The 21,043-nt window shown below is 72.1% G+C and carries 17 protein-coding genes; 7 read left to right on the forward strand and 10 right to left on the reverse strand.

Annotation, left to right across the window (positions count from 1 at the left end):
• Window positions 1-231: 231 nt before the first annotated feature.
• The 5 genes from AB0F98_RS20720 to AB0F98_RS20740 all read right to left on the reverse strand — a co-directional run bounded on the left by AB0F98_RS20720 (window position 232) and on the right by AB0F98_RS20740 (window position 6,076).
• The gene (locus tag AB0F98_RS20720; RefSeq protein ID WP_357737618.1) at window positions 232-867 is read right to left on the reverse strand and encodes a M15 family metallopeptidase; all 636 of its coding nucleotides are present in this window, start codon (window positions 865-867) and stop codon (window positions 232-234) included.
• Window positions 864-1,997, reverse strand: coding sequence for a D-alanine--D-alanine ligase family protein (locus tag AB0F98_RS20725; protein WP_357737621.1), 1,134 nt, complete (start codon window positions 1,995-1,997; stop codon window positions 864-866). The genes AB0F98_RS20720 and AB0F98_RS20725 overlap by 4 nt, the downstream gene beginning before the upstream one ends.
• Window positions 1,994-4,207 carry a pyridoxal-phosphate dependent enzyme gene (locus AB0F98_RS20730; protein ID WP_357737623.1) on the reverse strand — a complete coding sequence of 738 codons (2,214 nt, stop codon included), beginning with the start codon at window positions 4,205-4,207 and terminating at the stop codon, window positions 1,994-1,996. Before AB0F98_RS20730 ends, AB0F98_RS20725 begins: the two co-directional genes overlap by 4 nt.
• Before the next feature lie 148 nt (window positions 4,208-4,355).
• Window positions 4,356-5,414 carry a HAMP domain-containing sensor histidine kinase gene (locus tag AB0F98_RS20735; RefSeq protein WP_357737625.1) on the reverse strand — a complete coding sequence of 353 codons (1,059 nt, stop codon included), beginning with the start codon at window positions 5,412-5,414 and terminating at the stop codon, window positions 4,356-4,358.
• Window positions 5,411-6,076, reverse strand: coding sequence for a response regulator transcription factor (locus AB0F98_RS20740; RefSeq protein WP_357737627.1), 666 nt, complete (start codon window positions 6,074-6,076; stop codon window positions 5,411-5,413). Before AB0F98_RS20740 ends, AB0F98_RS20735 begins: the two co-directional genes overlap by 4 nt.
• Window positions 6,077-6,364: 288 nt before the next feature.
• Between AB0F98_RS20740 and AB0F98_RS20745 the strand changes: the two genes are divergently transcribed.
• From AB0F98_RS20745 to AB0F98_RS20755, 3 genes are all read left to right on the forward strand, one after another.
• Entirely contained in the window at window positions 6,365-7,648 is a 1,284-nt protein-coding gene (locus tag AB0F98_RS20745; RefSeq protein WP_357737629.1) for a GAF domain-containing protein, read from the forward strand.
• Between the two features lie 39 nt (window positions 7,649-7,687).
• Window positions 7,688-9,193, forward strand: coding sequence for an aldehyde dehydrogenase (gene adh / locus AB0F98_RS20750; RefSeq protein ID WP_357737631.1), 1,506 nt, complete (start codon window positions 7,688-7,690; stop codon window positions 9,191-9,193).
• A gap of 92 nt (window positions 9,194-9,285) precedes the next feature.
• The gene (locus AB0F98_RS20755; protein ID WP_357737978.1) at window positions 9,286-9,672 is read left to right on the forward strand and encodes a DUF779 domain-containing protein; all 387 of its coding nucleotides are present in this window, start codon (window positions 9,286-9,288) and stop codon (window positions 9,670-9,672) included.
• Between the two features lie 87 nt (window positions 9,673-9,759).
• Here the strand turns inward: AB0F98_RS20755 and AB0F98_RS20760 are convergent, their stop codons facing one another.
• On the reverse strand, window positions 9,760-12,255 hold the full coding sequence (locus tag AB0F98_RS20760) for a hypothetical protein (protein ID WP_357737633.1): 2,496 nt from the start codon (window positions 12,253-12,255) through the stop codon (window positions 9,760-9,762).
• A 279-nt stretch (window positions 12,256-12,534) separates the two neighbouring features.
• Between AB0F98_RS20760 and AB0F98_RS20765 the strand changes: the two genes are divergently transcribed.
• Window positions 12,535-12,888: a nitroreductase/quinone reductase family protein gene (locus AB0F98_RS20765; protein ID WP_357737635.1), complete on the forward strand. Its 354-nt coding sequence runs from the start codon at window positions 12,535-12,537 to the stop codon at window positions 12,886-12,888.
• A gap of 36 nt (window positions 12,889-12,924) precedes the next feature.
• Here the strand turns inward: AB0F98_RS20765 and AB0F98_RS20770 are convergent, their stop codons facing one another.
• Entirely contained in the window at window positions 12,925-13,287 is a 363-nt protein-coding gene (locus tag AB0F98_RS20770) for a DUF3499 domain-containing protein (protein WP_357737637.1), read from the reverse strand.
• A gap of 163 nt (window positions 13,288-13,450) precedes the next feature.
• Between AB0F98_RS20770 and AB0F98_RS20775 the strand changes: the two genes are divergently transcribed.
• Window positions 13,451-13,900, forward strand: coding sequence for a metallopeptidase family protein (locus AB0F98_RS20775; protein ID WP_076471216.1), 450 nt, complete (start codon window positions 13,451-13,453; stop codon window positions 13,898-13,900).
• A 104-nt stretch (window positions 13,901-14,004) separates the two neighbouring features.
• Here AB0F98_RS20775 and AB0F98_RS20780 read toward each other — a convergent pair whose 3' ends face one another.
• From AB0F98_RS20780 to AB0F98_RS20790, 3 genes are all read right to left on the reverse strand, one after another.
• Window positions 14,005-14,262 (reverse strand): WhiB family transcriptional regulator, encoded by a 258-nt coding sequence (locus AB0F98_RS20780; RefSeq protein ID WP_007455784.1) that lies wholly within the window; start codon window positions 14,260-14,262, stop codon window positions 14,005-14,007.
• A gap of 999 nt (window positions 14,263-15,261) precedes the next feature.
• A complete protein-coding gene (locus tag AB0F98_RS20785; RefSeq protein WP_357737640.1) occupies window positions 15,262-17,775 on the reverse strand; it encodes a bifunctional FO biosynthesis protein CofGH in 2,514 nt (837 codons plus the stop codon).
• 161 nt (window positions 17,776-17,936) lie between these two features.
• On the reverse strand, window positions 17,937-18,872 hold the full coding sequence (locus tag AB0F98_RS20790) for a hypothetical protein (protein ID WP_357737642.1): 936 nt from the start codon (window positions 18,870-18,872) through the stop codon (window positions 17,937-17,939).
• Window positions 18,873-18,971: 99 nt separating this feature from the next.
• Here AB0F98_RS20790 and cofD point away from each other — a divergent pair, with 99 nt between their 5' ends.
• Window positions 18,972-19,919 (forward strand): 2-phospho-L-lactate transferase, encoded by a 948-nt coding sequence (cofD, locus tag AB0F98_RS20795; protein WP_357737644.1) that lies wholly within the window; start codon window positions 18,972-18,974, stop codon window positions 19,917-19,919.
• Complete coding sequence (locus AB0F98_RS20800; protein ID WP_357737646.1) at window positions 19,916-21,001, forward strand: coenzyme F420-0:L-glutamate ligase; 1,086 nt, start codon at window positions 19,916-19,918, stop codon at window positions 20,999-21,001. The genes cofD and AB0F98_RS20800 overlap by 4 nt, the downstream gene beginning before the upstream one ends.
• Window positions 21,002-21,043 lie beyond the last annotated feature (42 nt).

Below are 21,043 nucleotides of genomic sequence, written 5' to 3' on the forward strand. Positions count from 1 at the left end.
CACCCGCTACGCCAAACGCGCATCTCTCTACCGAGCCAGCCTGGTCCTGATCGCCGCCATCATCTGGCTTCCATGATCGACAGGACAGGCCCTAGACCGCCCCGGCCGGCGGCGGAACGCGGGTGGGCGGGAACGCCGTGACGGCCACCCCGCGAGGGGCCCGCCACGACGTTCCCGCCGGCCCGGTCAGTTCAGTGCACCGGCGGCGAGACGTTCAGCGGCACGCCGGATTCACAACGGGCCGTAGCGGGTGTGTGGGGCGTCGGTCATCAAGGCCCAGTAGCGGTCCCCGTACGACCAGTGCCACCACTCCGTCGGGTAGTTCACCATTCCCGCCCCGCTGAGCGCGGCCACCAGAATCTCCCGGTTCCGCCGTGCCGCGGCCGGGATGTTGTCGGCCGCGGTGAAGCAGGCGTTCGCGCTCGCCTCCGGGGTGGCGTCGACGACCGTGCCCATGTCCAGCTCGACACCGTCCGCGTCGCAGAGGGTCAGGTCGACGGCCCCGCCGGTGCTGTGCGGAGCCACCTCGACCGGCGAGACGAACTTGGTGGTCTCCACGTGCAGCCGCTCCGGCGACCACTCGGGGTACCGCCGGCGCAGCTCGTCCCGGTAGCCGGTGAAGATTTCCAGCTGTGCCTGGTACGGCCGGTAACCCTCGATGACCAGCAGACGCAGGCCCGCCGGGAGGGCACGCTGCGCGGCGAGCAGCCGGTCCGCGACGCCACGCCGCACCCGGGCGTACGACCCGGCGGCATCGGCGGCGCGGACGTCGAGCCGCAATTCCGGCACCTCACGCAGGTCGACCAGCTCGTCGCCGTCGTCCTCGCTCCGCACCGCGGCCACTCGCGGATCGGAGAGCAGGATCATCGGGGGTCTTCCACGGGCGCGCTCGCCGGCCGCTCGGCGTGCCGGACGAAGGCGAGCTCGACCAGGCGGTTCACGAGGTCCTGGTAGCTGACGCCGGATGCCGCCCACACCTTCGGGTACATCGAGTGCGCGGTGAAGCCCGGCAGCGTGTTCAGCTCGTTGACGTACAGGTCGCCGTTCGCCTCGTCGTAGAGGAAGTCGACCCGGGCCAGACCCCAGCCGCCGATCGCCGCGAACGCCCGTACGGAGAGTTCCCGGATCCGCTCGGTGACCTCCTCCGGCAGCGACGCCGGAACGATCATCGGGTCGCTGTCACCGAAGTACTTCTGCTGGTAGTCGAACCAGCCACCCTTCACCTGGACCTCGCCGACCGCCGAGGCCTCCGGACGCCAGCCGCCGAGCACGCCGGCCTCCAGCTCCCGGCCGGTCACGCCCTGCTCGACCACGATGACGTTGTCGTGCTTCAGCGCCTCCTCGATGGCGGGCGCCAGGTCGTCGCCCTCGGCGACCCGGGAGATGCCGATGGAGGAACCCATCCGGGCCGGCTTCACGAACAGCGGACGGCGCAGCCCCAGCACCAGCTTCTCCGGGTCGTCCACGGTCCGGTAGGTCTGCGCGTCGAACGACACCTGCGGGGTGACCGGCACACCCTCGGCACGCAGCGCACGCTTCATGGCGACCTTGTCCATACCGATCGCGGAGGCGAGGATGCCGCACCCGACGTACGGCACGCCGAGGGACTCCAGCAGCCCCTGCACCACGCCGTCCTCGCCGTACGGACCGTGCAGGACCGGGAACACCACGTCCAGCTCGGCCGCGACGGTGCCGGGGGCGTCGGCCTCGGTCACCGCGAGGGTGCCCGCGCGGGCGCCGGCCCGCAGCTCGACCACCGGCCCGGTCACCGTGAGCCGGTCTTCGATGGCCAGCCCGGTTCCGACAGCCGCACGCAGCTCCGCCAGCGTGGCGTCCGGCACGAGCCGGAAACCGCCTGTGCGGGTCACGCCGATGGCGAACACCTGGTGGCCGGCGTCGGCCAGGGCCCGGGCGACGCCGAGCGCGGAGGCGCAGGACACCTCGTGCTCGGCGGACGGGCCACCGAACAGGATTCCGATCCGGACAGGCGTGCTCATGCCGCCACCCCTTCCATAGTCGCCAGGTCGGCGAACTGCCGGGTCGCCAACCGGGCGACCAGCTCGGCTTCGACATTTCCGCCGGTCAGCACCACGCCGACCGTGCGGTACCGCTCCCGTCCCTGGCCGCTCTGAACGGCGTCGGGCCGGTTGACCGCCTCGCCGAGGTCCGCCGCCAGCCGCAGCGCACCAGCGAGCCCGGCCGCGCCGGACGGCTCGGTGAGCACCTTCAGCTCCAGCAGGAGCATCTGGAACGCCTCGGCGATCTGGTCGTCGTTGACCCGTACGACGCCTCGGATGGCGTCCCGCGTGACGGCGAAGGGTAGCTCACCAACGCAAGTGGGGCGAAGGCCGTCCGCGATCGTCGGCGCCGGCGACACCGCCGTCGGTCGGCCGGCCGCGAGGCTGTGGGCCAGGGAGTCGCAGCCCACCGGCTCCACCCCGTACACCTCGATCGGGGTGCCCGAGGCGGCCAGGCAGGCGCCCGCCACGCCGCCGCCACCGCCGACCGGCACCACCAGCGCGTCCAGCGGCGTGCCGGCGCGCTCCGCCTCCTCGATCAGTTCCAGGCTCGCGCTGCCCTGCCCGGCGATGACGTCCGGGTGGTCGTACGCGTCGATCAACGGGTGTCCCTGGGCTTCGCTGATCTGACGGGCGGTCGCGATCCGCTCCTCGAGCGTGCTGCCAGCGAAGACGATGTTCGCTCCCGCCGCCCGCGCCCGGGCCACCTTGGTCGCCGTCGCGTCGACCGGGAGCACGACCGTGGCCGCCAGACCGTGCCGACCGGCCGCGAGCGCCACGGCCACCCCGTGGTTGCCGGTGCTCTGGGCCACCACTCCGGTGTATCCGGCCGCGGCGAGCCGGCCCACGGCCAGCATCGCGCCACGCATCTTGTACGAGCCGCCGGTTTGGAGGTTCTCCGCCTTCATCAGGATCCGGACCCCGGCCAGCCGGTCGATGGCCGGAGAGTTGAGCACCGGCGTACGCACCACGCGGCCGGAGAGCCACCAGGCGGCCTCCTGTACCCGGGCCCGGTCCGGTACGGCCCGGATCGGGACCGTTTCCGGCGCCGAAGCTGCAGGTGGGACCTCGGTCGGCCGTTCTGTGCGCGACATGATCTCTCCTTCACGGTTGCGCTTCCGGCCGGTACGCGGTGGCAGCTGGAACATCCACCACGCGCCGACCGCCAGCAGTCCGCGGTGGATGGCCAGACTCAGCGCCAGCACCGCCGCGGTTACCAGGACCGGATATCCGGCCACCAGCAGTTCCCGTCCCGGCCCGTTCAGCTCCGCGACCGGGCCGGCAAGGAGCCGGTGTAGCAGAGCGAGCACCGGCATGTGAATCACGTAGACCGGCAACGTCTGGCGCCCCAGCGTGGCGAGCATCGTGCCGACTGCCCGCGCCCGCTGGGCGACAATAGCCGCCGCCGTGATGCCGAACGCCACCGCGGTTACCGAGACGACCGGCCACACGCCGAACCACTGCTCGGCGGCGGCCAGCCCCATGGCGGCCAGCGCGGCCACGTAGACCGCGGTGGTCCAGACCAGGCGTCGACGGTTCGCGGTCGCCGCCCAGCGGGTCAGGTAAGGCCGCAGGTGCACGCCGGCGAGGAAGAACACGAGGTTCTGGTACACGCCGCCCCGATTGCCGGGTGTGTCCAGCAGCCCCGCGGCGGCGACGGCCGACAGCACACCCGAGACGCCGAGCAGCACCGCCGGGTGGACCCGGCGCAGCGCCTTGGCCACCACGAAGTAGAGCGCCAGCGCGTACAGGTACCAGAGGTTGGACGGCGTGATGGTGAGCTGGGCCAGCAGCCCGCCGAAACTGGTGGCCCGGTCGGTCGGGAAGCCCGGGGAGAGGGCCAGCAGGGCGGTGTGGACCAGCAGCCAGATCGCGTACAGGTACAGGTTGCCGGCGACCCGGGGGCGGGCGGCGGTCCGCCACGATCGTTTGACCGCGTTGGCCGCGAAGATCCCGGAGATGGTGAAGAAGAGCGGCATCCGCAGCGGCAGCAACTGCTCGGTGAGCAGGCCCCAGGCCCCTGGCACCGGAATGCCGACCCGCCAGTCGATCTGGAGGTAGTCCTTCACCACCACGTGCCAGAGCACCACGAGGATGATGCAGGCGCCTTTGGCCACGTCGGCCCACGCCTCGCGCCCCGCCTTCGTTGGCACCGCGGGCGCGGTCGACGTCTCGGTTGCGTTGGTCACAACGTCCTTTCCTCTCCGGCTCCGGGGCGGTGCCGGCGGGCCGCGGGCGCGGACCGCCTGCGTTTCCGGGCAGGCCGGAGTCGGGGATCCGCGTATACACGGATCCCGCGGCCGATCGGTTCGGTCTCTGGTCGGCGGCGCTGCCGATCTAGTGCGGTACGGGTAGCTGGACGTCGACGCGCAGGCCGCCGCCGTCGAGGGGCCGGGCGGCGATGATGCCGTCGTGTGCCTGGGTGATCGAGCGGGCGATGGCGAGGCCCAGTCCGGCGCCACCGCTCTGGTTCGTCCGGTCGCGAGCCAGCCGCCGGAAAGGCTCGAAAAGGCCGGCGACGGCCTCCGCCGGCACGATCTGCCCGGTGTTGGCCACGGTCAGCGCCGGAGCCCGCCCGACCGTGACAGCGAGCCGACCGCCGGGCCGGTTGTACTTGATCGCGTTCTCCACGAGATTGGTCACCAGTCGCTCCAGCAAGACCCGCTCCCCCATCACGATCCGCGGTGCGAGCTGGCTCTCCACGGTCACCCCGGCCGCGGTCGCCCGATCCTGGTACGCGGCCAGCACCACGCGGGTGATCTCGTGCAGCGGCTGCGGGGTGGAGGAGCGGAGTCCCTGATCGCTCTCGCTGAGCGCGAGCAGCCCCTCGATGAGTCGCTCGTTGCGCTCGTTGGTCTGCAACAGCTGGGCGGTCAACAACTCGAGCTGCTCTCCGGTGAGCGCCTGAGCCATGCCGACCTCGATCAGCGTCCGCTGGACCGCCAGCGGTGTACGCAGCTCGTGCGAGGCGTTCGCGGCGAACCGTCGCTGCCCGTCGTACCCGGCGGCGATACGTTCCATCATCTGGTCGATGGCCCGGGTGAGCTGCGCGAGTTCGTCACGGCCGCGTCGCCGGATCCGATACCCGAGGTTCTGCGGCCCGACGTGCGCGATCGGCTCGGCGAGGTCGCGTACCGGCCGCAGGCACCAGACCGCGGCACCCCAGACCCCGACCACCGCGACCACCGCGAGGACGAGTTCGACCAGTTGGGGGATCGCGTAGTCGAGCTGGCGGGCCGGATCGCACGCCAACCGCAGTCCGGGGACCGGCAGACCGCAGATCTCCTCCGCGGGCAGCCACAGCATGCCCAGCACCCATTTGCCGAGGCCGGGCAGGAACAGCCCGGCGAGCAGCGCGAGCACGCCCACGAGCACGACGCGGCGGCGCGGACTCACTCCGGCCCGCCGATGCGGTAACCGGCCCGGGGCACCGTGTGGATGATGGCCGGCTGCCCGAGCTTCTTGCGCAGGGTCATCACCGTCACCCGCACCGCGTTGGTGAACGGGTCGGCGAACTCGTCCCACGCCTGCTCCAGCAGTTCCTCCGCGCTCACGACCCGACCGTTCGCACGCATCAGCACGTGCAGGACGGCGAACTCCTTCGGGCTGAGGTTGACCGGACGTCCGTCGCGGGTGACCGTGTGCCGGGCGACGTCCAGCGCCATGTCGTACTGCTCGAGCACCGGCGGCACGGCCGGCGCGGACCGGCGGCCGAGCGCCTGCACCCGGGCGACGAGCTCGGCGAACGCGAACGGCTTGGTGAGGTAGTCGTCGGCGCCCAGGCCGAGGCCCTCCACCCGGTCCCGGATGCCGGCGGCCGCGGTGAGCATCAGCACCCGGGTGCCGGCATCCGATCCGGTGAGGCTGCGGCACACCTCGTCGCCGGTCCGCCCGGGCATGTCCCGGTCGAGCACGGCCACGTCGTACCGGTTCACGGCGATCCGCTCCAACGCCCCGTCGCCGTCGTAGCAGACGTCGACCGCCATGGAGACACGACGCAGCCCCTCGGCGATCATGTCCGCCAACAACCGCTCGTCATCCGCCACCAGCACCCGCACGCTTGCCGCTCCCGTGATCCTTCGTTGTCCGGCATACGCTCTCAAGCGGGAGATAAGCGTTTTGTAAACACCCGCCTGAGCAATCGTCCACGACCCGGGAGCAGGGACAAGCGAGGGCGAACGGACGCTGTCCCGCGCGTACCGTATGGGGCGGTCCGTCCCAGCCCTGGCCGCTCGGCGACACCGCGGAGTGAACCGGATCACGCCGCGCGCCCACTCCGACTTCCTCATTCGCACCCTTGGCGGGCGGGGGTGACCTGGGTCACCATGGGCGCAAGGAGGTCGCCGGTGGCTGACCCGTGGCTCGCCCTGGAACTCGGCGCCGATCCCGCGGAGCGGATCGCGCAGGTCGCCGCCGCGCACGAAGCGTTCCTCGCCGTCGGCACGGCCCCCGGCCGGGTCCGCGACGTGGTCCGGCGGTCATGGGAACGATCCGCCCTGCTCGACCCGGAGGCCACCCCGCCGGTCGACCTGACCGACGACGCGCTGGTCGACTACCGCGCCGCCCACCCGCTGGCCCGCGTGCTGCCGCTCTTCCGGGACCTCCTCGGCGGCATCGCCTTCGACGGCGCGCACCTCATGGCGGTCTGCGACGCACACGGACGACTGCTCTGGGTCGAGGGCCATCCGGGGGTGCGCCGGCGCGCCGAGGCGATGAACTTCGTCCCCGGCGCCCGGTGGGACGAGGCGCACGCGGGCACGAACGCCCCTGGCACGGCGCTGGCCGTCGACCACAGCGTGCAGATCTTCGCCACCGAGCACTTCAGCCGTCGGGTGCAGCGCTGGACCTGCGCCGCCGCGCCGATCCACGATCCGCGCACCGGGCGGCTGCTCGGCGCGGTCGACATCACCGGCGGCGACCACCTGGCCAACCCGCAGAGCCTGGCGCTGGTACGAGCCACCGCCCGCGCCGCCGAGGCGGAACTCGCCGCGGAGCGGCCGTCCGAACCGGGCGTGGCCACTGTCCTGGCGCTCGGCCGCGACGAGGCGGAGCTACGGGTGGACGGGCGGCGGGTCCGGCTCGGACGCCGGCACAGCGAACTGCTCGTGCTGCTGCTCGAGCACCCCGAGGGGCGGTCCGGGGAGCAACTCGGCCTCGACCTGTACGGCGACGACCGGCTGCATCCGGTCACCGTACGCGCCGAGCTGTCCCGGCTGCGCCGGGTACTCGGCCCGGAACTGCTCGGCTCCCGCCCGTACCGGCTGCGCGGGACCGTACGCGCGGATTTCCGCTCCGTCACCGCCCTGCTCGACCGGGGCGACCCGGCCGGCGCGCTCGACGCGTACACAGGGCCGCTGCTGCCCGCCTCCGACGCGCCGGGAGTGGCTCGCCTGCGTCGGCTCATCGACGGTCAGCTCCGGGCGGCCGTGCTCGCCACCGCGGATCCGGCGCTGCTCGCGGCCTGGACCGCGACGCCCGCCGGCGCCGACGACCTGGCCGCCTGGCAGGCGTTGGCGCGGGCGCTGCCGCCGGGCGCGCCGCGCCGACCGCTCGCGGTCGCCCGCATCCACCAGCTCGCCCGCGAGTACGGCCTGCCGCGCGCAACGTGGTTGCAACGTTCCGGCAACTAGCGTCGCCGCCGTCACCGCACCTCGACGGCGGAGGTAACCATGACGCGCTACGACGCGCCCACCCACTGGCAGTCCCGCTACGACCACTTCATCGGCGGCGAGTACGTCAAGCCGCACGGCGGACGGTACTTCGAGAACCCCACCCCGGTGACCGGCGAGACCTTCTGCGAGGTGGCCCGGGGCACCGCCGAGGACGTCGAGAAGGCCCTCGACGCCGCGCACGGCGCCGCCGACGCGTGGGGCCGTACGTCCGTGGCCGAGCGGGCCCGCGTGCTCAACCGGATCGCCGACCGGATGGAGGAGAACCTCGAATCCCTGGCGATCGCCGAGACCTGGGAGAACGGCAAGCCGGTACGCGAGACGCTCGCCGCGGACATCCCGCTCGCCATCGACCACTTCCGCTACTTCGCCGGGGCGATCCGGGCGCAGGAGGGAAGCGTCGGCGAGCTGGACGACGACACGGTCGCCTACCACTTCCACGAACCGCTCGGGGTCGTCGGGCAGATCATCCCGTGGAACTTCCCGCTGCTGATGGCCACCTGGAAGCTCGCCCCGGCCCTCGCCGCCGGCAACGCCGTGGTGCTCAAGCCGGCCGAGCAGACCCCCGCGTCGATCCACCACTGGCTCTCCCTGGTGGCCGACCTGCTGCCGCCCGGCGTCGTCAACGTGGTCAACGGCTTCGGTGTCGAGGCGGGCAAGCCACTCGCCTCGTCGGCGCGGGTCGCGAAGGTGGCGTTCACCGGCGAGACCACCACCGGGCGGCTGATCATGCAGTACGCCAGCGAGAACATCAAGCCGGTCACGCTGGAGCTGGGCGGCAAGAGCCCGAACATCTTCTTCGACGATGTCAGCGCCGCGTCCGACGACTTCCTGGACAAGGCGCTGGAGGGCTTCACCATGTTCGCGCTCAACCAGGGTGAGGTGTGCACCTGCCCGTCGCGGGCACTGATCCAGCAGGGTCACTACTCGGAGTTCCTCGCGGCGGCGGTGGAGCGGACCAGGGCGGTGAAGCAGGGCCACCCGCTGGACACCGAGACGATGATCGGAGCGCAGGCGTCGAACGACCAGCTGGAGAAGATCCTGTCCTACCTGGACATCGGCCGGCAGGAGGGCGCGAAGGTACTGACCGGCGGGGCGCGGGCCGACCTGGGCGGTGAGCTGTCCGGCGGGTACTACGTGGAGCCGACCATCTTCGAGGGCGACAACTCGATGCGGATCTTCCAGGAGGAGATCTTCGGTCCGGTGGTCTCCGTGACCTCCTTCGCCGACCTCGACGAAGCCGTGAAGATCGCCAACGACACCCTGTACGGGCTGGGTGCCGGCGTCTGGACCCGGGACATCAACACCGCCTACCGGGCCGGGCGGTCGATCCAGGCCGGGCGGGTGTGGACCAACTGCTACCACGCGTACCCGGCGCACGCGGCGTTCGGCGGGTACAAGCAGTCCGGCATCGGCCGCGAGAACCACAAGATGATGCTGGAGCACTACCAGCAGACCAAGAACCTGCTGGTCAGCTACTCGCCGAAGAAGCTCGGCTTCTTCTGATGGGCACCGACCCGTCGGGCGCCGCGGTTCCCGGTCCGCCGGGCGCCGCGGCGCCGCCCGGCCCCGTTCCACTTCCTCGGGCAGCGTCGCCGATCTCGCTACCCCGCCCGGCGGAACCGGTCTCCGTGACGCCGGCCGCGGCGGAGCTGCTCCGGTCGCTACGGGAGCAGCACGGGCCGCTGATGTTCCACCAGTCCGGCGGCTGCTGCGACGGCAGTGCCCCGATGTGCTACCCGGCGGGCGAGTTCCGCACCGGCGGCTCGGACGTGCTGCTCGCCTCGCTGCACATCGACTGTGTGCCGGAGCCGGTGGAGTTCTGGATGTCCCGCGCGCAGTGGGACCTGTGGAAACACACGAGGCTCACCGTGGACGTGGTGCCCGGCCGGGGCAGCGGCTTCTCCCTGGAGGCCCCGGAAGGTGTCCGCTTCCTGATCCGCTCCCGGCTCGCCGGGGCCGATCGGCCGGACCACCAGGATTGACCCGTGGTCGGCGGGCGCTCTCCGCCACGACGAGGTGGCTCCGCGGCGACACCCGTCGGTGGCGCGGGCCGGTGGTCGCGTCGTCAGTCACCCGGACGATCCTCGTCCGGGCACGTCACCGACGTCGTCCACCGGACCCGGCGCTGAGCCCGCCTCCGGCCCCTGCCGGTCCCGGTGCAGCCAGTGCAGCACGTAGCCGACCAGCACCGCCGCGACCAGCACCGCGACGGCCAGCAACAGCGCCCAGACGGTACGCAGGTCGTACCCCGCCTGGATCAGCTGCATCACCCCGGACAGACCGATTGCCGCGACCACGCCCAGCAGGATGTCGATCCGGCGGCGGTTCACCCGCTCACGCTCGGCGTGCCGCCGCGCGGCGGCCTCCTCGCGGGACAACCGCAGCCGCAGCTCCCGCTCCTCGCGCTCCCGGGCGGCCCGCGCGGCCACGATCGCCCATTCCTGCTGGCGACGCATCGACGCCTCGACCAGCGCGCCGGCCCGCTCGGCGACCTTGTCGACCATGTCCTCGAACTCGGCGCGAAGCTCCCCGAAGCGCGCGGCCAACAGCAGCCGGTCGATCGTCACCCGGATCGCCGGGGAGGTGACCAACGACGGTGCGGTGAGGAACATCAGGACGGTACGGCTCGACATGACGAAGCCGTGCATGCGGAGCTGCTGGGCCTCCAGCCGCCCCTGCAACTCGGTCAGCTCGTCCACGTCACGCCGATGCTCGGCCGAGGAGATCGCCGCCGTGTCGAGCCCGGCCCGGCCCCGGTCCAGCCGGGTGGTCATCTCCGCCAACTGCTTCAGCACGGCCTGGTGGTAACAGCCCAGCTGGGACTGCCAGCCGGCGAACATGCCGTCGAGGGAGGCCACGAACTCGACCGTCTCGGCGAGCGACCGGACCATGTAGTCGGGTCTACCTGGCATCATCATCAGCGTCGTGTTGCAGCTGGGCATCAGCAGATCACCGACGAAGCCGGGCACGTCCACGACGGGCAACCACGCCGCGTCGATCGGATAGCGCAGCCACTCCGCCACCGCGCTCATCCCGTCTCGTACGGGGTTGCAGAGCGGTTGCGCCCCGAACGCCGAGAGCAGCTCCGCAGCCGTGCGCACCGGCTCGACCGCGCCGGTCGAGGGTGAGACGAGACTGGCCCGGTCGACGGAGAGCAGCACGTGGTACATGCCAGGGCGCCCGCTGCACAGGATCTGCCGATCCGTGGTCCGGGCGAGTTGCCCGGCCAGATCGGAGATCACCTGGTTCGCGAAGTCCGACAGCCGTTGCCACTGCGGGGCCGCCGGCCCTGATTCGACCATCCGCAGCGGGGTACCGAGCCGGGCGAGGTTCCCGGTCTCGGGGGCGACCCGGACCATCGCCGCGTACACCTGCGGCGGGGTGGCACCGGAGAGCTGCCCCACGATGCGCAGGCAGTGATTGCCCAGCTCGGAGAGGCGCAGCTCCACCGTGAAGGCCTGCGGCTCGGCGTCCGGCCGGTCGACGTCCCTGAGCTCCAGGTCGGGCAGGGTGATCGTCATGCCGCGGAACTGCCGGTCGAGCGGGTCGTCGCCCTTCCAGATGTCGCTCAACGAGAGATCATCCGAGACGTACGCCTGCGGATGCTCGCTGATGGAACAGCCCGCGAGAGTCCAGTCGGGCGCGGCCCGGCGGGCCGCGTCGGTCAACTCCTGGGGCAGGCTGACCGCACTCGGTGGCACCCCGACCGACGTTCCCGCACCGGCCACGTCCTCGAAGAGGCCGAACGGGTGCAGGTAGACGATCTGGCCGCGCTCGACCCGGAGCCAGGGCTTCTCGACCGAGCCGGCGAGCGCCTCCAGCGCGTATCGGTGGGCCCGCATCTCGCTCCGGACGATGCCGTCCGGCAGGCTCTTCTCCGCGCCGCGCAGGGCCCGGATCGCACCGTCCACCCCGCTCTCACCCGTGGTGAAGTGGCCGTGGACCGCCCGCGCCGCCAGGGAGAGGGCGCGATAGTAGCGGACGTCGCCGCCGGCCTGGCCGGTCAGGAATGCCAGCAACGGGGACTGCGGGCAGGAGACGGCGTCTGCCAGCATCCGCTCGGCCCGCTCGGCCACCCGTCCGGTCAACTCAGACCAGGCGACGAGGGAGCCGGCATAGCCGGCGTCGTAGGAGACCATCTTGACGGCCAGCAGTTCGATCGTCTGGAGCACCAGCCCGGCCACCGCCGCGTCGACGGCCTGCCCCTGTGCGGTGAGCCGCGACCACCGCTCGCCCACGAACCGCATGTGCTCCAGCGCCGGCTCGATGTCCCAGGCCTCTTCCCAGTACTCCTCGAAGAGCGCCTCGAGGTAGAGCAGCAGGGCCGGTGCCGCTCCCGGCAGGGGCGCGGCGACCGCCAGCGCCCGCTCCATCGCCGAGCGCAGCTCCCGCTGCTCCACCCGCGCCGAGTCCCAGGCGGAGAGCGAGGCCAGGAGGTCGAACTCCTCGGCGGCCAGCTCTCCGGGCCGGCACAGCCGCTCGGACAGCCAGCGACGCAATGGCCGAAGGTCACCCTCACCGAGCGCGTCGACGTGCTCAGCACCGATCTCAGTCAGGATGTCCACTGAGCACTCCTCCGCTGCGGCCGGCGTCGCACAGGGCACTATGCCAATTGACCGCAAGGAATCTCGACCCCCGGCGGCACCGGGTGCTGGCTCGCACGATCCAGCCGTCGCGCGCTCCGGCTCGGGCTCCGCTTCCCGCGACCGGATGACCGGTCTGCGTCCGACGGCGACCGGGAGGCGATGGGCGACCGGCCGGTGTGCCGGAACCGGCACCGGACCGACCCCCGAGTACCTAGCCTGACAGGCAGGAGCGGCTCAGCGACGTTGACGGAGGCTCGCATGAGCATGGAGGCCATGGACGCGTTCGCTCGCGAGCGCGAAGTCGAGATCACCGTGACCGGCCGGAAGACGGGCCGGCAGATCTCCCACCCTGTCTGGTTCGTGCAGGAGGAGCAGAGCATGTTCCTGGTGCCGGTCTCCGGCCCCGACAGCGACTGGTACAAGAACGTCCGGCAGACGCCGGTGATCCGGGTGGCCGCGAACGGTACGGCGGTGAACTCGACGGCGACCCTCATCCAGGACCCGGATCGGGTCGACCATGTGGTGTCGATGTTTCGGGAGAAGTACGGCGCGGACCAGGTGGAGAGCTACTACCCGAGGCACGACGTGGCGGTGCAGGTGCCGCTCGGCTGACCGGGGTCGGCGAGCGGCGGCGACGCGACGCCCGGCTCAGAGGTTCGGCGGAATGACCCGCAGGTGGCCGCGCCGGCCGGTCGAATGGGACTGCTTGTCCTGGTCGTCCTCGGGCGGACGCGGCGCCGGACGTGCCGCCTCACGGACCGCCTCGGCCAGCGCGACCAGGTCGTCGGTGGTGGGCGGGGGCGGCTCGAACTCGCCCTCGTGACGAACGACGTCCCAGCCCCGGGGGGCGGTCAGGCTGCGGGCGTGCGGCTCGCAGAGGTCGTACGTGTGCGGCTCGGCGAAGGCCGCCAGGGGGCCGACCACCGCGGTCGACTCGTTGTAGACATAGGTCAATGTGGCGACCGCTTGCCGGGGGCAGCCGTTTCGGGAGCAGCGCCGTGGTGACCTCACGGCGGCAGGGTATCTCCATTACCGGGTCCGGCGCACCGGTTCGCGTTGCGACACGCCCGTCACGGTGATCACAATTCCTGGTTTCGGCGGCTGACCCAGCCCCGGCACGCCCGAACCGAGGCGCTGCCACAGGCCGAGGTCGCCCGGGGCTACCCTTTGCCTCATGACGAGCCCGGAACACCGCCGCCCCGGCTCCGGCCGGCGCGCACACCGCGACCGGCACGGGCGCGGCCTGCGCGGACGGCTGGTGCCGGCCACCGTACCGTTGGCCCGGACCAAGGCCGAGGTCTTCGACGACCTGGTCCTGGACACCGTCGAGACGCTGGAGCGGCGTTTTGCGAAGGAGCTGGCGGGTGTCGAGTTCGCGGTGGAGGACGTCCCGCCCGAGCTGAACGTCTACGACTCCGACGTGCTCGAGGACGGCGAGGTGCCGCTCGCGCGCCTGTTGCCCGGGCGGCCGGGCCGGCAGGAGGTGCCGCCGCGGATCGTGCTCTACCGGCGGCCGCTCGAGTTCCGGGCGATGGACCGGGAGGACCTCGCCGACCTGGTCCACGACGTGATCATCGAACAGGTGGCGAATCTGCTCGGAGTCGATCCGGACGAGCTGGCCTGACCGGTCCGGCCCCCACCGGGACCCGGTCACGACCAGCCCGCTCGCGGGGACCTCTGGTCACACGCCTGACCCGGGCGGCCCCCACCGCCCGGGCTCCGCGTCGATCAGGCGGCCCGCCGCTTCAGCTTCCGCCGCTCCCGCTCGGAGAGACCGCCCCAGATCCCGAACCGCTCGTCGTGGCCGAGAGCGTATTCGAGGCATTCCGTCTTGACCTCGCAACGCGAGCAGATCCGCTTCGCCTCACGGGTCGAGCCGCCCTTCTCGGGAAAGAACGCCTCCGGGTCGGTCTGCGAGCAGAGCGCCCGCTCCTGCCACTCCGGCGCGTTTCCGAGCAGGTCGGCCACCTCAAGCTGGCCGTCCATCAAATGCCTCCTTGTCGCGCACCGGCGTCATCGCCGCTGCAACCCCCCACGCGAAAGGCGTGCGTGTCCGTCCGGTCCGGTTTTGATTGCGTTCCGTGCGAACAACCCCATTCAAATTACACGTGTGTAATACGTGCGCCGTCAAGCCAAACTTGATAATGGAGTCGTCCTCCCGACATGACCCGGACGGCCATCCGACCACCCGGCCTCGCAACCTGCCCTATCGATTCAGACCCCGGCCGAGTAACGCCCTCTCCGGCGAGTTGCCAGAGTTTTTCCCCGTGGCGTACCGGCGCCGGCCACGCCGGAGCGGTCGCGAAACGCCACAGGGGCGCACCCGGACAGTCCTGCTGATCTTGGTGGGGCACCAGGTTAACGCGACTCGCAGCAGACCGCCCGTCGAGCGACCGCCGACGATCGCGGCTCGCCCACATCGTGGACGAGGCACCACGGACGAGAGTGGACGAAGATGCGTACGAGCCGGACGCAGGCAGCTCGAAGCGGTCATCCCGCCAGTGCGCTCCGACGACGGATCGCGTCGAGAAGTTCCCAACAGACGGTACGGGCCTCCGGCGCACGACCGTACGTGAGGCACGGCGCAGTGCTGGCGCGCACCGACGCGACCGTGCCCGCGCGGGGTGCGGCCGCCCGGTCCGGCGAGACGATCCCGACCAGCGACGAACGTCGACCGCACTCGGCATCTTGAACAACTGGTTGCCCGACCCCGCCCAGCCGAATTCGCACCGGAACCCAATTGTCGATCAACTAAGGGCACCGGCCGCGGCGAGCTGTACGGGGTCCACGGAATCGCACGACTTACCTCGGCGACCATTCGGCAGGGGCAGTAGCCGCGCTCGCACGGGCCACGCCGGCCGACGGTTCCCGGCGGTGAGCTAGCGAGCCGTCGCCGGCGCCACCCGGGACGCCGGCGACGGATCTCACGGTCATCGCCGCCGGCCCCGGTTGCACACGGCCGACAACGCGCGGAAGGTTCCGGCCTCAGGACCCCACGGTGCCGTACGCGGTGCTCCGCCGACGCGCCGGACGTCCGGCCGCCGCCGCGATCGCCCGCAGCTGCTCCTCCGTCCGGGCCGACCCGTTCGCCGAACCGGCCATCCGGGAGATGGTCTCCTCCATGAGGGTGCCGCCCAGGTCGTTGCAGCCGCCCTGGAGCATGGCGACCGTCCCGGCGTCGCCGAGCTTCACCCAGGAACACTGGATGTTGTCGATCCGGCCGTGCAGCAGCAACCGCGCCATGGCGTGCACCACCCGGTTCTCCCGCCACGTCGGCCCCGGCCGGGCGATCCCGGCCAGGTAGATCGGGGCGTTGGTGTGCACGAACGGCAGCGCCACGAACTCGGTGAACCCGCCGGTACGGTCCTGCACCCCGGCGAGTACCCGGAAGTGGGCGAGCCACTGCCCCGGGTGGTCGACATGTCCGTACATCATGGTCGAACTGGACCGGATGCCCAGCTCGTGTGCGGTGGAGACCACCTCGACCCAGGCGGCCGCCGGCAACTTGCCCTTGGTCAGCACCCAGCGGACATCGTCGTCGAGGATCTCGGCGGCCGTACCCGGAATGGTGTCCAGCCCGGCCTCCCGCAGTTGCGTCAGCCACTCCCGCACCGGCACGCCGGCCTTCGCGGCCGCGGTGACGATCTCCATGGGCGAGAAGGCGTGCACGTGCATCTCCGGCACCCGCGACTTGATCGCCCGGACGATGTCGGCGTATCCGGTCACGGGCATCTTCGGGTCGATACCACCCTGCAGGCAGACCTCGGTCGCGCCGGCCGCCCACGCCTCCTCGGCCCGGTCGGCGACCTGGTCGACCGAGAGGCGGTACGCGTCCGCGTCCCGCTCGCGCTGGGCGAACGCGCAGAACCGGCAGCCCACGTAGCAGACGTTGGAGAAGTTTATGTTGCGGTTGACCACGTACGTGACGTCGTCGCCGACCGCCGAGCGGCGCACGTCGTCGGCGATCCGGCACAGTTCGTCCAGGGCCGGGCCGTCGGCGCCGAACAGCGCCAGCGCGGCGTCGGTGTGTCGCGGCTCCAGCAGGGCCGCCGGATCGTCGGCCGCCAGCCGCAGACCGGCCCGCAGATCGTGGTCGCCCGCACCGGCCGGCACCGGCGCGGCGGTCACCTTCGTGGCGACCTCGGCCCAGTCGCCGTAGACGTTGTCGAAGTCGCCCCGACGGTCGCCGGTGCGGCCGGTCGTGTCGATCGTGACGTGCAGGTCGGTGCGCCCGCCGAAGACCTCCTCCGGCTCCTGCCACGGCCGGCCGACCGGGCGGGCGTCCTCGACGGCCAACCCGGTCTCCCCGTCGGCCAGCGCGGTGACGTGCGCCAGGACGCGAGGGTCCAGCCACGGATCACCGGCGCGGACGTACTCCGGATAGATGGTCAGCCGCTCCCGCAGGGTGAACCCGCCGTCGGCCGTACGCCGGGCCAACTCGTCCAACTGCGGCCAGGGACGCTCCGGGTTGACGTGGTCCGGGGTCACCGGGGAGACCCCACCCCAGTCGTCGATGCCGGCGCGCAGCAGCAGGTCGTACTCGCCCTCGATCAGGTTCGGCGGCGCCTGGATGCGCATCCGCGGGCCGAGCAACAGCCGGGCCACCGCCACAGTGGCCGCCAGGTCGTGCAGTTCCGCGTCCGGCATACCGCGCATCGCGGTGTCCGGCTTGGCGCGGAAGTTCTGCACGATCACCTCCTGGAGGTGGCCGTACTCCCGGTGGGCGCGGCGGATCGCGAAGAGCGCGTCGACGCGTTCGGCGTGGGTCTCCCCGATACCGATGAGAATCCCGGTCGTGAACGGGACGCCGACGCGGCCGGCGTCGTCGAGCACCCGCAGCCGTACCGCCGGTTCCTTGTCCGGCGACCCGAAGTGCGGGCCGCCCGGCTCGGACCAGAGCCGCGTCGCCGTCGTCTCCAGCATCATGCCCATGCTGGGCGCGACCGGCTTGAGTCGTTGCAGCTCGGACCAGGAGAGCACACCCGGGTTCAGGTGCGGCAACAGCCCGGTCTCCTCCAGCACCGCCACCGCGCAGGCGCGCAGGTAGTCCAATGTGGAGTCGTAGCCGCGCTCGTCCAGCCAGCGACGGGCCGCCGGCCAGCGCTCCTCCGGCCGGTCACCGAGAGTGAACAGCGCCTCCTTGCAGCCCTGCGCCGCGCCCTCCCGGGCGATCGCCAGCACCTCGTCCCGGTCGAGGAAGGGCGCCGGGAGGCGGTGCGGCACGGTGGCGAAGGTGCAGTAGTGGCAGCGGTCCCGGCACAGCCGGGTGAGTGGGATGAAGACCTTCTTGGAGTATGTGACGACCCCGGGCCGGCCGGCGTCACGGAGCCCGGCGTCACGAATCCCGGCGGCAACGCCGAGCAGCTCGTCGAGGGCGTCGCCGCGCGCACCGAGCAGCGCGGTCGCCTCGTCGACGTCCAGCGCCCGGCCGGTGGCGGCGCGGCGCAACGCCCGGCGCACACTCGCCTCGGTCGGCGCGGAGTCGGTGCGATCAACCATCCGCCCAGCCTAAGCGGTGATCGGCAGCGCCCTACCGCCCTCGTGGGCAACCACACCCCGACACGCGCCACACCCGCCCCTGCGCGGCGGGAGACACGTTCACCGAAAGAGTGGCCTTCCGATGTCGGAAGGCCACTCTTTCAGTGAATTCGTGCGTACGGTCAGGGTCGTGCGTCGCCGGGGTTCAGTGAGTCGTCGCCCGGGTTGATCGGCTGGGTCCGGTCGCTCTCACCGTCGCCGGGGCGCGGGATGGCCTGGGTGGGCTCGGCCGGCTGACGCGGAATCGTCTGGGTCGGCTCCGCCGACGGCGGCTGCCCGAACGGCGGCGCCGACGGCGGGGCCGGGTTCGCCGGCGGGGCGGACTGCGGCGCGGCGTTGGCCGGCGGAGCCGACTGCGGCGCCGGCGTGAACGGCGGCGTCGGCTGGCCGTACTGCCCGTACTGGCCGGGCTGTCCGGCGTACGGGTAGCCAGTCGGCTGGCCGGGCGCCGGGTACGCGCCGGGCTGGCCGGGGACCGGGTAACCGCCGGGCTGGCCCGCGCCGGGCCAGCCACCGGGCTGCGGCGGCCAGCCGGGCTGCGGCGAACCGTAGACGCCGGGCTGCGGCTTGGGCTTCGGCACGTAGTAGAAGGCCCGCCAGATCGTGTAGACGACGTACACGGCCACCGCGAAGAGCGCCAACTGGGCAAGCCTGGTGAGCAGGGCGAGCAGGGAGTCCAGCACCTCTCCCTCGGCCAGCCGTCCGACCGTCGCGATCAGGAACGCCAGGGCGCCGAACAGGGCGCCGACAGCGTATTCGACCAGCGCCACCTGGGTGATCGTCTTCGCCTTCGACAGGATCGGCTCGATGTGCGTGGCGAGCAGCACGGCCAACAGCGGCAACGCCGCCGCCTCGAAGCCGACGAAGGTGAAGAACGAGCCGCCCGCACGGTCGCTGAAGTTGCCGTAGTCGGTGCCGGTCAACATCCGGATCAGGCCGACGAACAAGAACACGGCGTTCGCGCCGAGCAGCGCGAACGCAGCCAGTTCGCGTAGCGGCTTGGTCAGCTGGCGGGCCCGGTTCGCGTCGGCGGACGCGGGCTCGGCGGGGCTGGTCACTAGCTCTCCCAGGGGCGAGGCGGACAGTTTGCCGGACGTGAGCCTAGTCTCCCGGGCCACCGGAGGACCGCAGGCGTGGCGTGCGGGAGGATGGTCGGCATGCGCATCGTGGTTCTCGCGGGTGGCATCGGAGGCGCCCGGTTCCTGGTCGGCGTACGGGCGTACGCCCGCCAGGTCGGTGCCGAGGTGACCGCGGTGGTCAACGTCGGCGACGATCTCTACCTGCACGGGCTGAAGATCTGCCCCGACCTGGACAGCGTCATGTACACCCTCGGTGGCGGCGCCGACCCGGAGCGGGGCTGGGGGCGGGTCGGCGAGAGCTGGACGGTCAAGTCGGAGCTGGCCGCGTACGGGGCGGAGCCGACCTGGTTCGGCCTGGGCGACAAGGACATCGCCACGCATCTGGTGCGCACCACGATGACCACCGCCGGCTACCCGCTCTCCGCCGTCACAGAGGCGCTGGCCACTCGCTGGCAGCCGGGCGTACGGCTGCTGCCGGCGACGGACGACCGGCTGGAGACGCACGCGGTGGTCGACCTCGACGGTGCCCAGCGGGCGATCCACTTCCAGGAGTGGTGGGTACGCCACCGGGCCGAGGTGCCGACCCACCGGTTCGTCTTCGTCGGCGCGGAGACGGCCAAGCCGGCGCCCGGTGTGTTGGAAGCCGTCGGGTCGGCCGACATCGTGCTGGTCGCGCCGAGCAACCCGGTGGTGAGCATCGCGCCGATCCTGGCCGTACCCGGGCTGCGGGAGGCGGTCATCGACGGGCCGGCCCGGGTGGTGGGTGTCTCGCCGATCATCGGCGGCGCGCCTGTGCGCGGGATGGCCGACCGCTGCCTCGCGGTGCTCGGGGTCGAGTGCAGCGCGGCCGGGGTGGGCGGCCTCTACGGCGGGCGGTCGACGGGTGGCCTGCTGGACGGCTGGCTGGTCGCCGAGGAGGACGAAGGCACGATGGTCCCGGACGTGACGGTCCGCGCGGTACCGCTGCGGATGACCGACGAGGCGGCGACGGCGGCGATGGTCCGCGCCGCGGTGGAGATGCAGTGAAGCTGGAGATCCTGCCGGTGCTGGGCATCGGCCACGTGTCCGAGGGCGACGACCTGGCGACGCTGATCGCGACCGCGGCACCCTGGCTGCGCGACGGCGACGTGCTGGTGGTCACCAGCAAGATCGTCTCCAAGGCGGAGGGCAGGCTGGTGGACGTTCCGGCCGACGGGCCCGAACGGCAGGCCGCCCGCGACGAGGTGCTGGCCGCGGAGACCGCCCGGGTGGTGGCCAGCCGGGGCGCGACCCGGATCGTGCAGACCCACCACGGTTTCGTGATGGCCGCCGCCGGCATCGACGCCTCGAACGTCGACAAGACCCGGCTCGTGCTGCTGCCGAAGGACCCGGACGCCTCGGCCCGGGCGCTACGCGCCGCGCTGCGTGAGCGCTACGACCGGGACGTCGCGGTGATCGTCAGCGACACCATGGGCCGGCCGTGGCGCAACGGGCTCACCGACGTGGCGCTCGGGGTGGCCGGGATGGACGCGATCCGCGACCACCGCGGCGAGACCGACCCGTACGGCAACGAGCTCAATCTGACCGAGATGGCGGTGGTGGACGAGCTGGCCGGCGCCGGTGAGCTGATCAAGGGCAAGATCGACCAGGTGCCGGTCGCCGTCATCCGCGGCTACCTCGGCACCAGCCGGGACGACGACGGCGCCGGCGCCGCGGTGCTGGTCCGCGACGCCGCGCAGGACCTCTTCTCGCTCGGCACGGCCGAGGCCAGGGCCGCCGGCCTCGCCGCCGGGGCCACCCTCACGGACGGCCCGGGTGAGACGCCGGCCGACCCGGACGCCATCCGGCGGGCGATCGACGGGATCGCACACACGGTCGCACCCGGCACGGTGTTCACCCTCGTGGACGACGACGTACATTCCGGGCTGGCCGCCGCGGTGGCCGGCTGGCCGTCGCGGGCGACCCGGCTGATCCTCGGTTCGCCGCCGACTCCGGTGAACAGTCTGGACCTGGTCCGCTTCGGCGCCGACCTGCACCGGCTGCGTATCGCGCTGGCCGTCGAGGGCATCCCGTCCCTGCTCCTGCCGCCCCCGGCGGCGAGCACCGCGAGCGCCGCACTGGCCGTCTGACCGGTCCCGGCCGGTTCCGCCGCCAGCTCACCGGCCGGGTCG

Source organism: Micromonospora sp. NPDC023737 (genome assembly GCF_040639715.1).
In the GTDB taxonomy this organism is placed as follows: Bacteria; Actinomycetota; Actinomycetes; order Mycobacteriales; family Micromonosporaceae; genus Micromonospora.

Excerpts from the sequence above, each read along its gene's own strand:
- cofD (WP_357737644.1), top strand. The coding sequence starts at position 18,972 with ATGCGCATCGTGGTTCTCGCGGGTGGCATCGGAGGCGCCCGGTTCCTG.
- AB0F98_RS20765 (WP_357737635.1), top strand. The coding sequence starts at position 12,535 with ATGAGCATGGAGGCCATGGACGCGTTCGCTCGCGAGCGCGAAGTCGAG.
- AB0F98_RS20785 (WP_357737640.1), bottom strand. The coding sequence starts at position 17,775 with ATGGTTGATCGCACCGACTCCGCGCCGACCGAGGCGAGTGTGCGCCGG.
- AB0F98_RS20725 (WP_357737621.1), bottom strand. The coding sequence starts at position 1,997 with ATGAGCACGCCTGTCCGGATCGGAATCCTGTTCGGTGGCCCGTCCGCC.
- AB0F98_RS20720 (WP_357737618.1), bottom strand. The coding sequence starts at position 867 with ATGATCCTGCTCTCCGATCCGCGAGTGGCCGCGGTGCGGAGCGAGGAC.
- AB0F98_RS20780 (WP_007455784.1), bottom strand. The coding sequence starts at position 14,262 with ATGGACGGCCAGCTTGAGGTGGCCGACCTGCTCGGAAACGCGCCGGAG.
- adh (WP_357737631.1), top strand. The coding sequence starts at position 7,688 with ATGACGCGCTACGACGCGCCCACCCACTGGCAGTCCCGCTACGACCAC.
- AB0F98_RS20775 (WP_076471216.1), top strand. The coding sequence starts at position 13,451 with ATGACGAGCCCGGAACACCGCCGCCCCGGCTCCGGCCGGCGCGCACAC.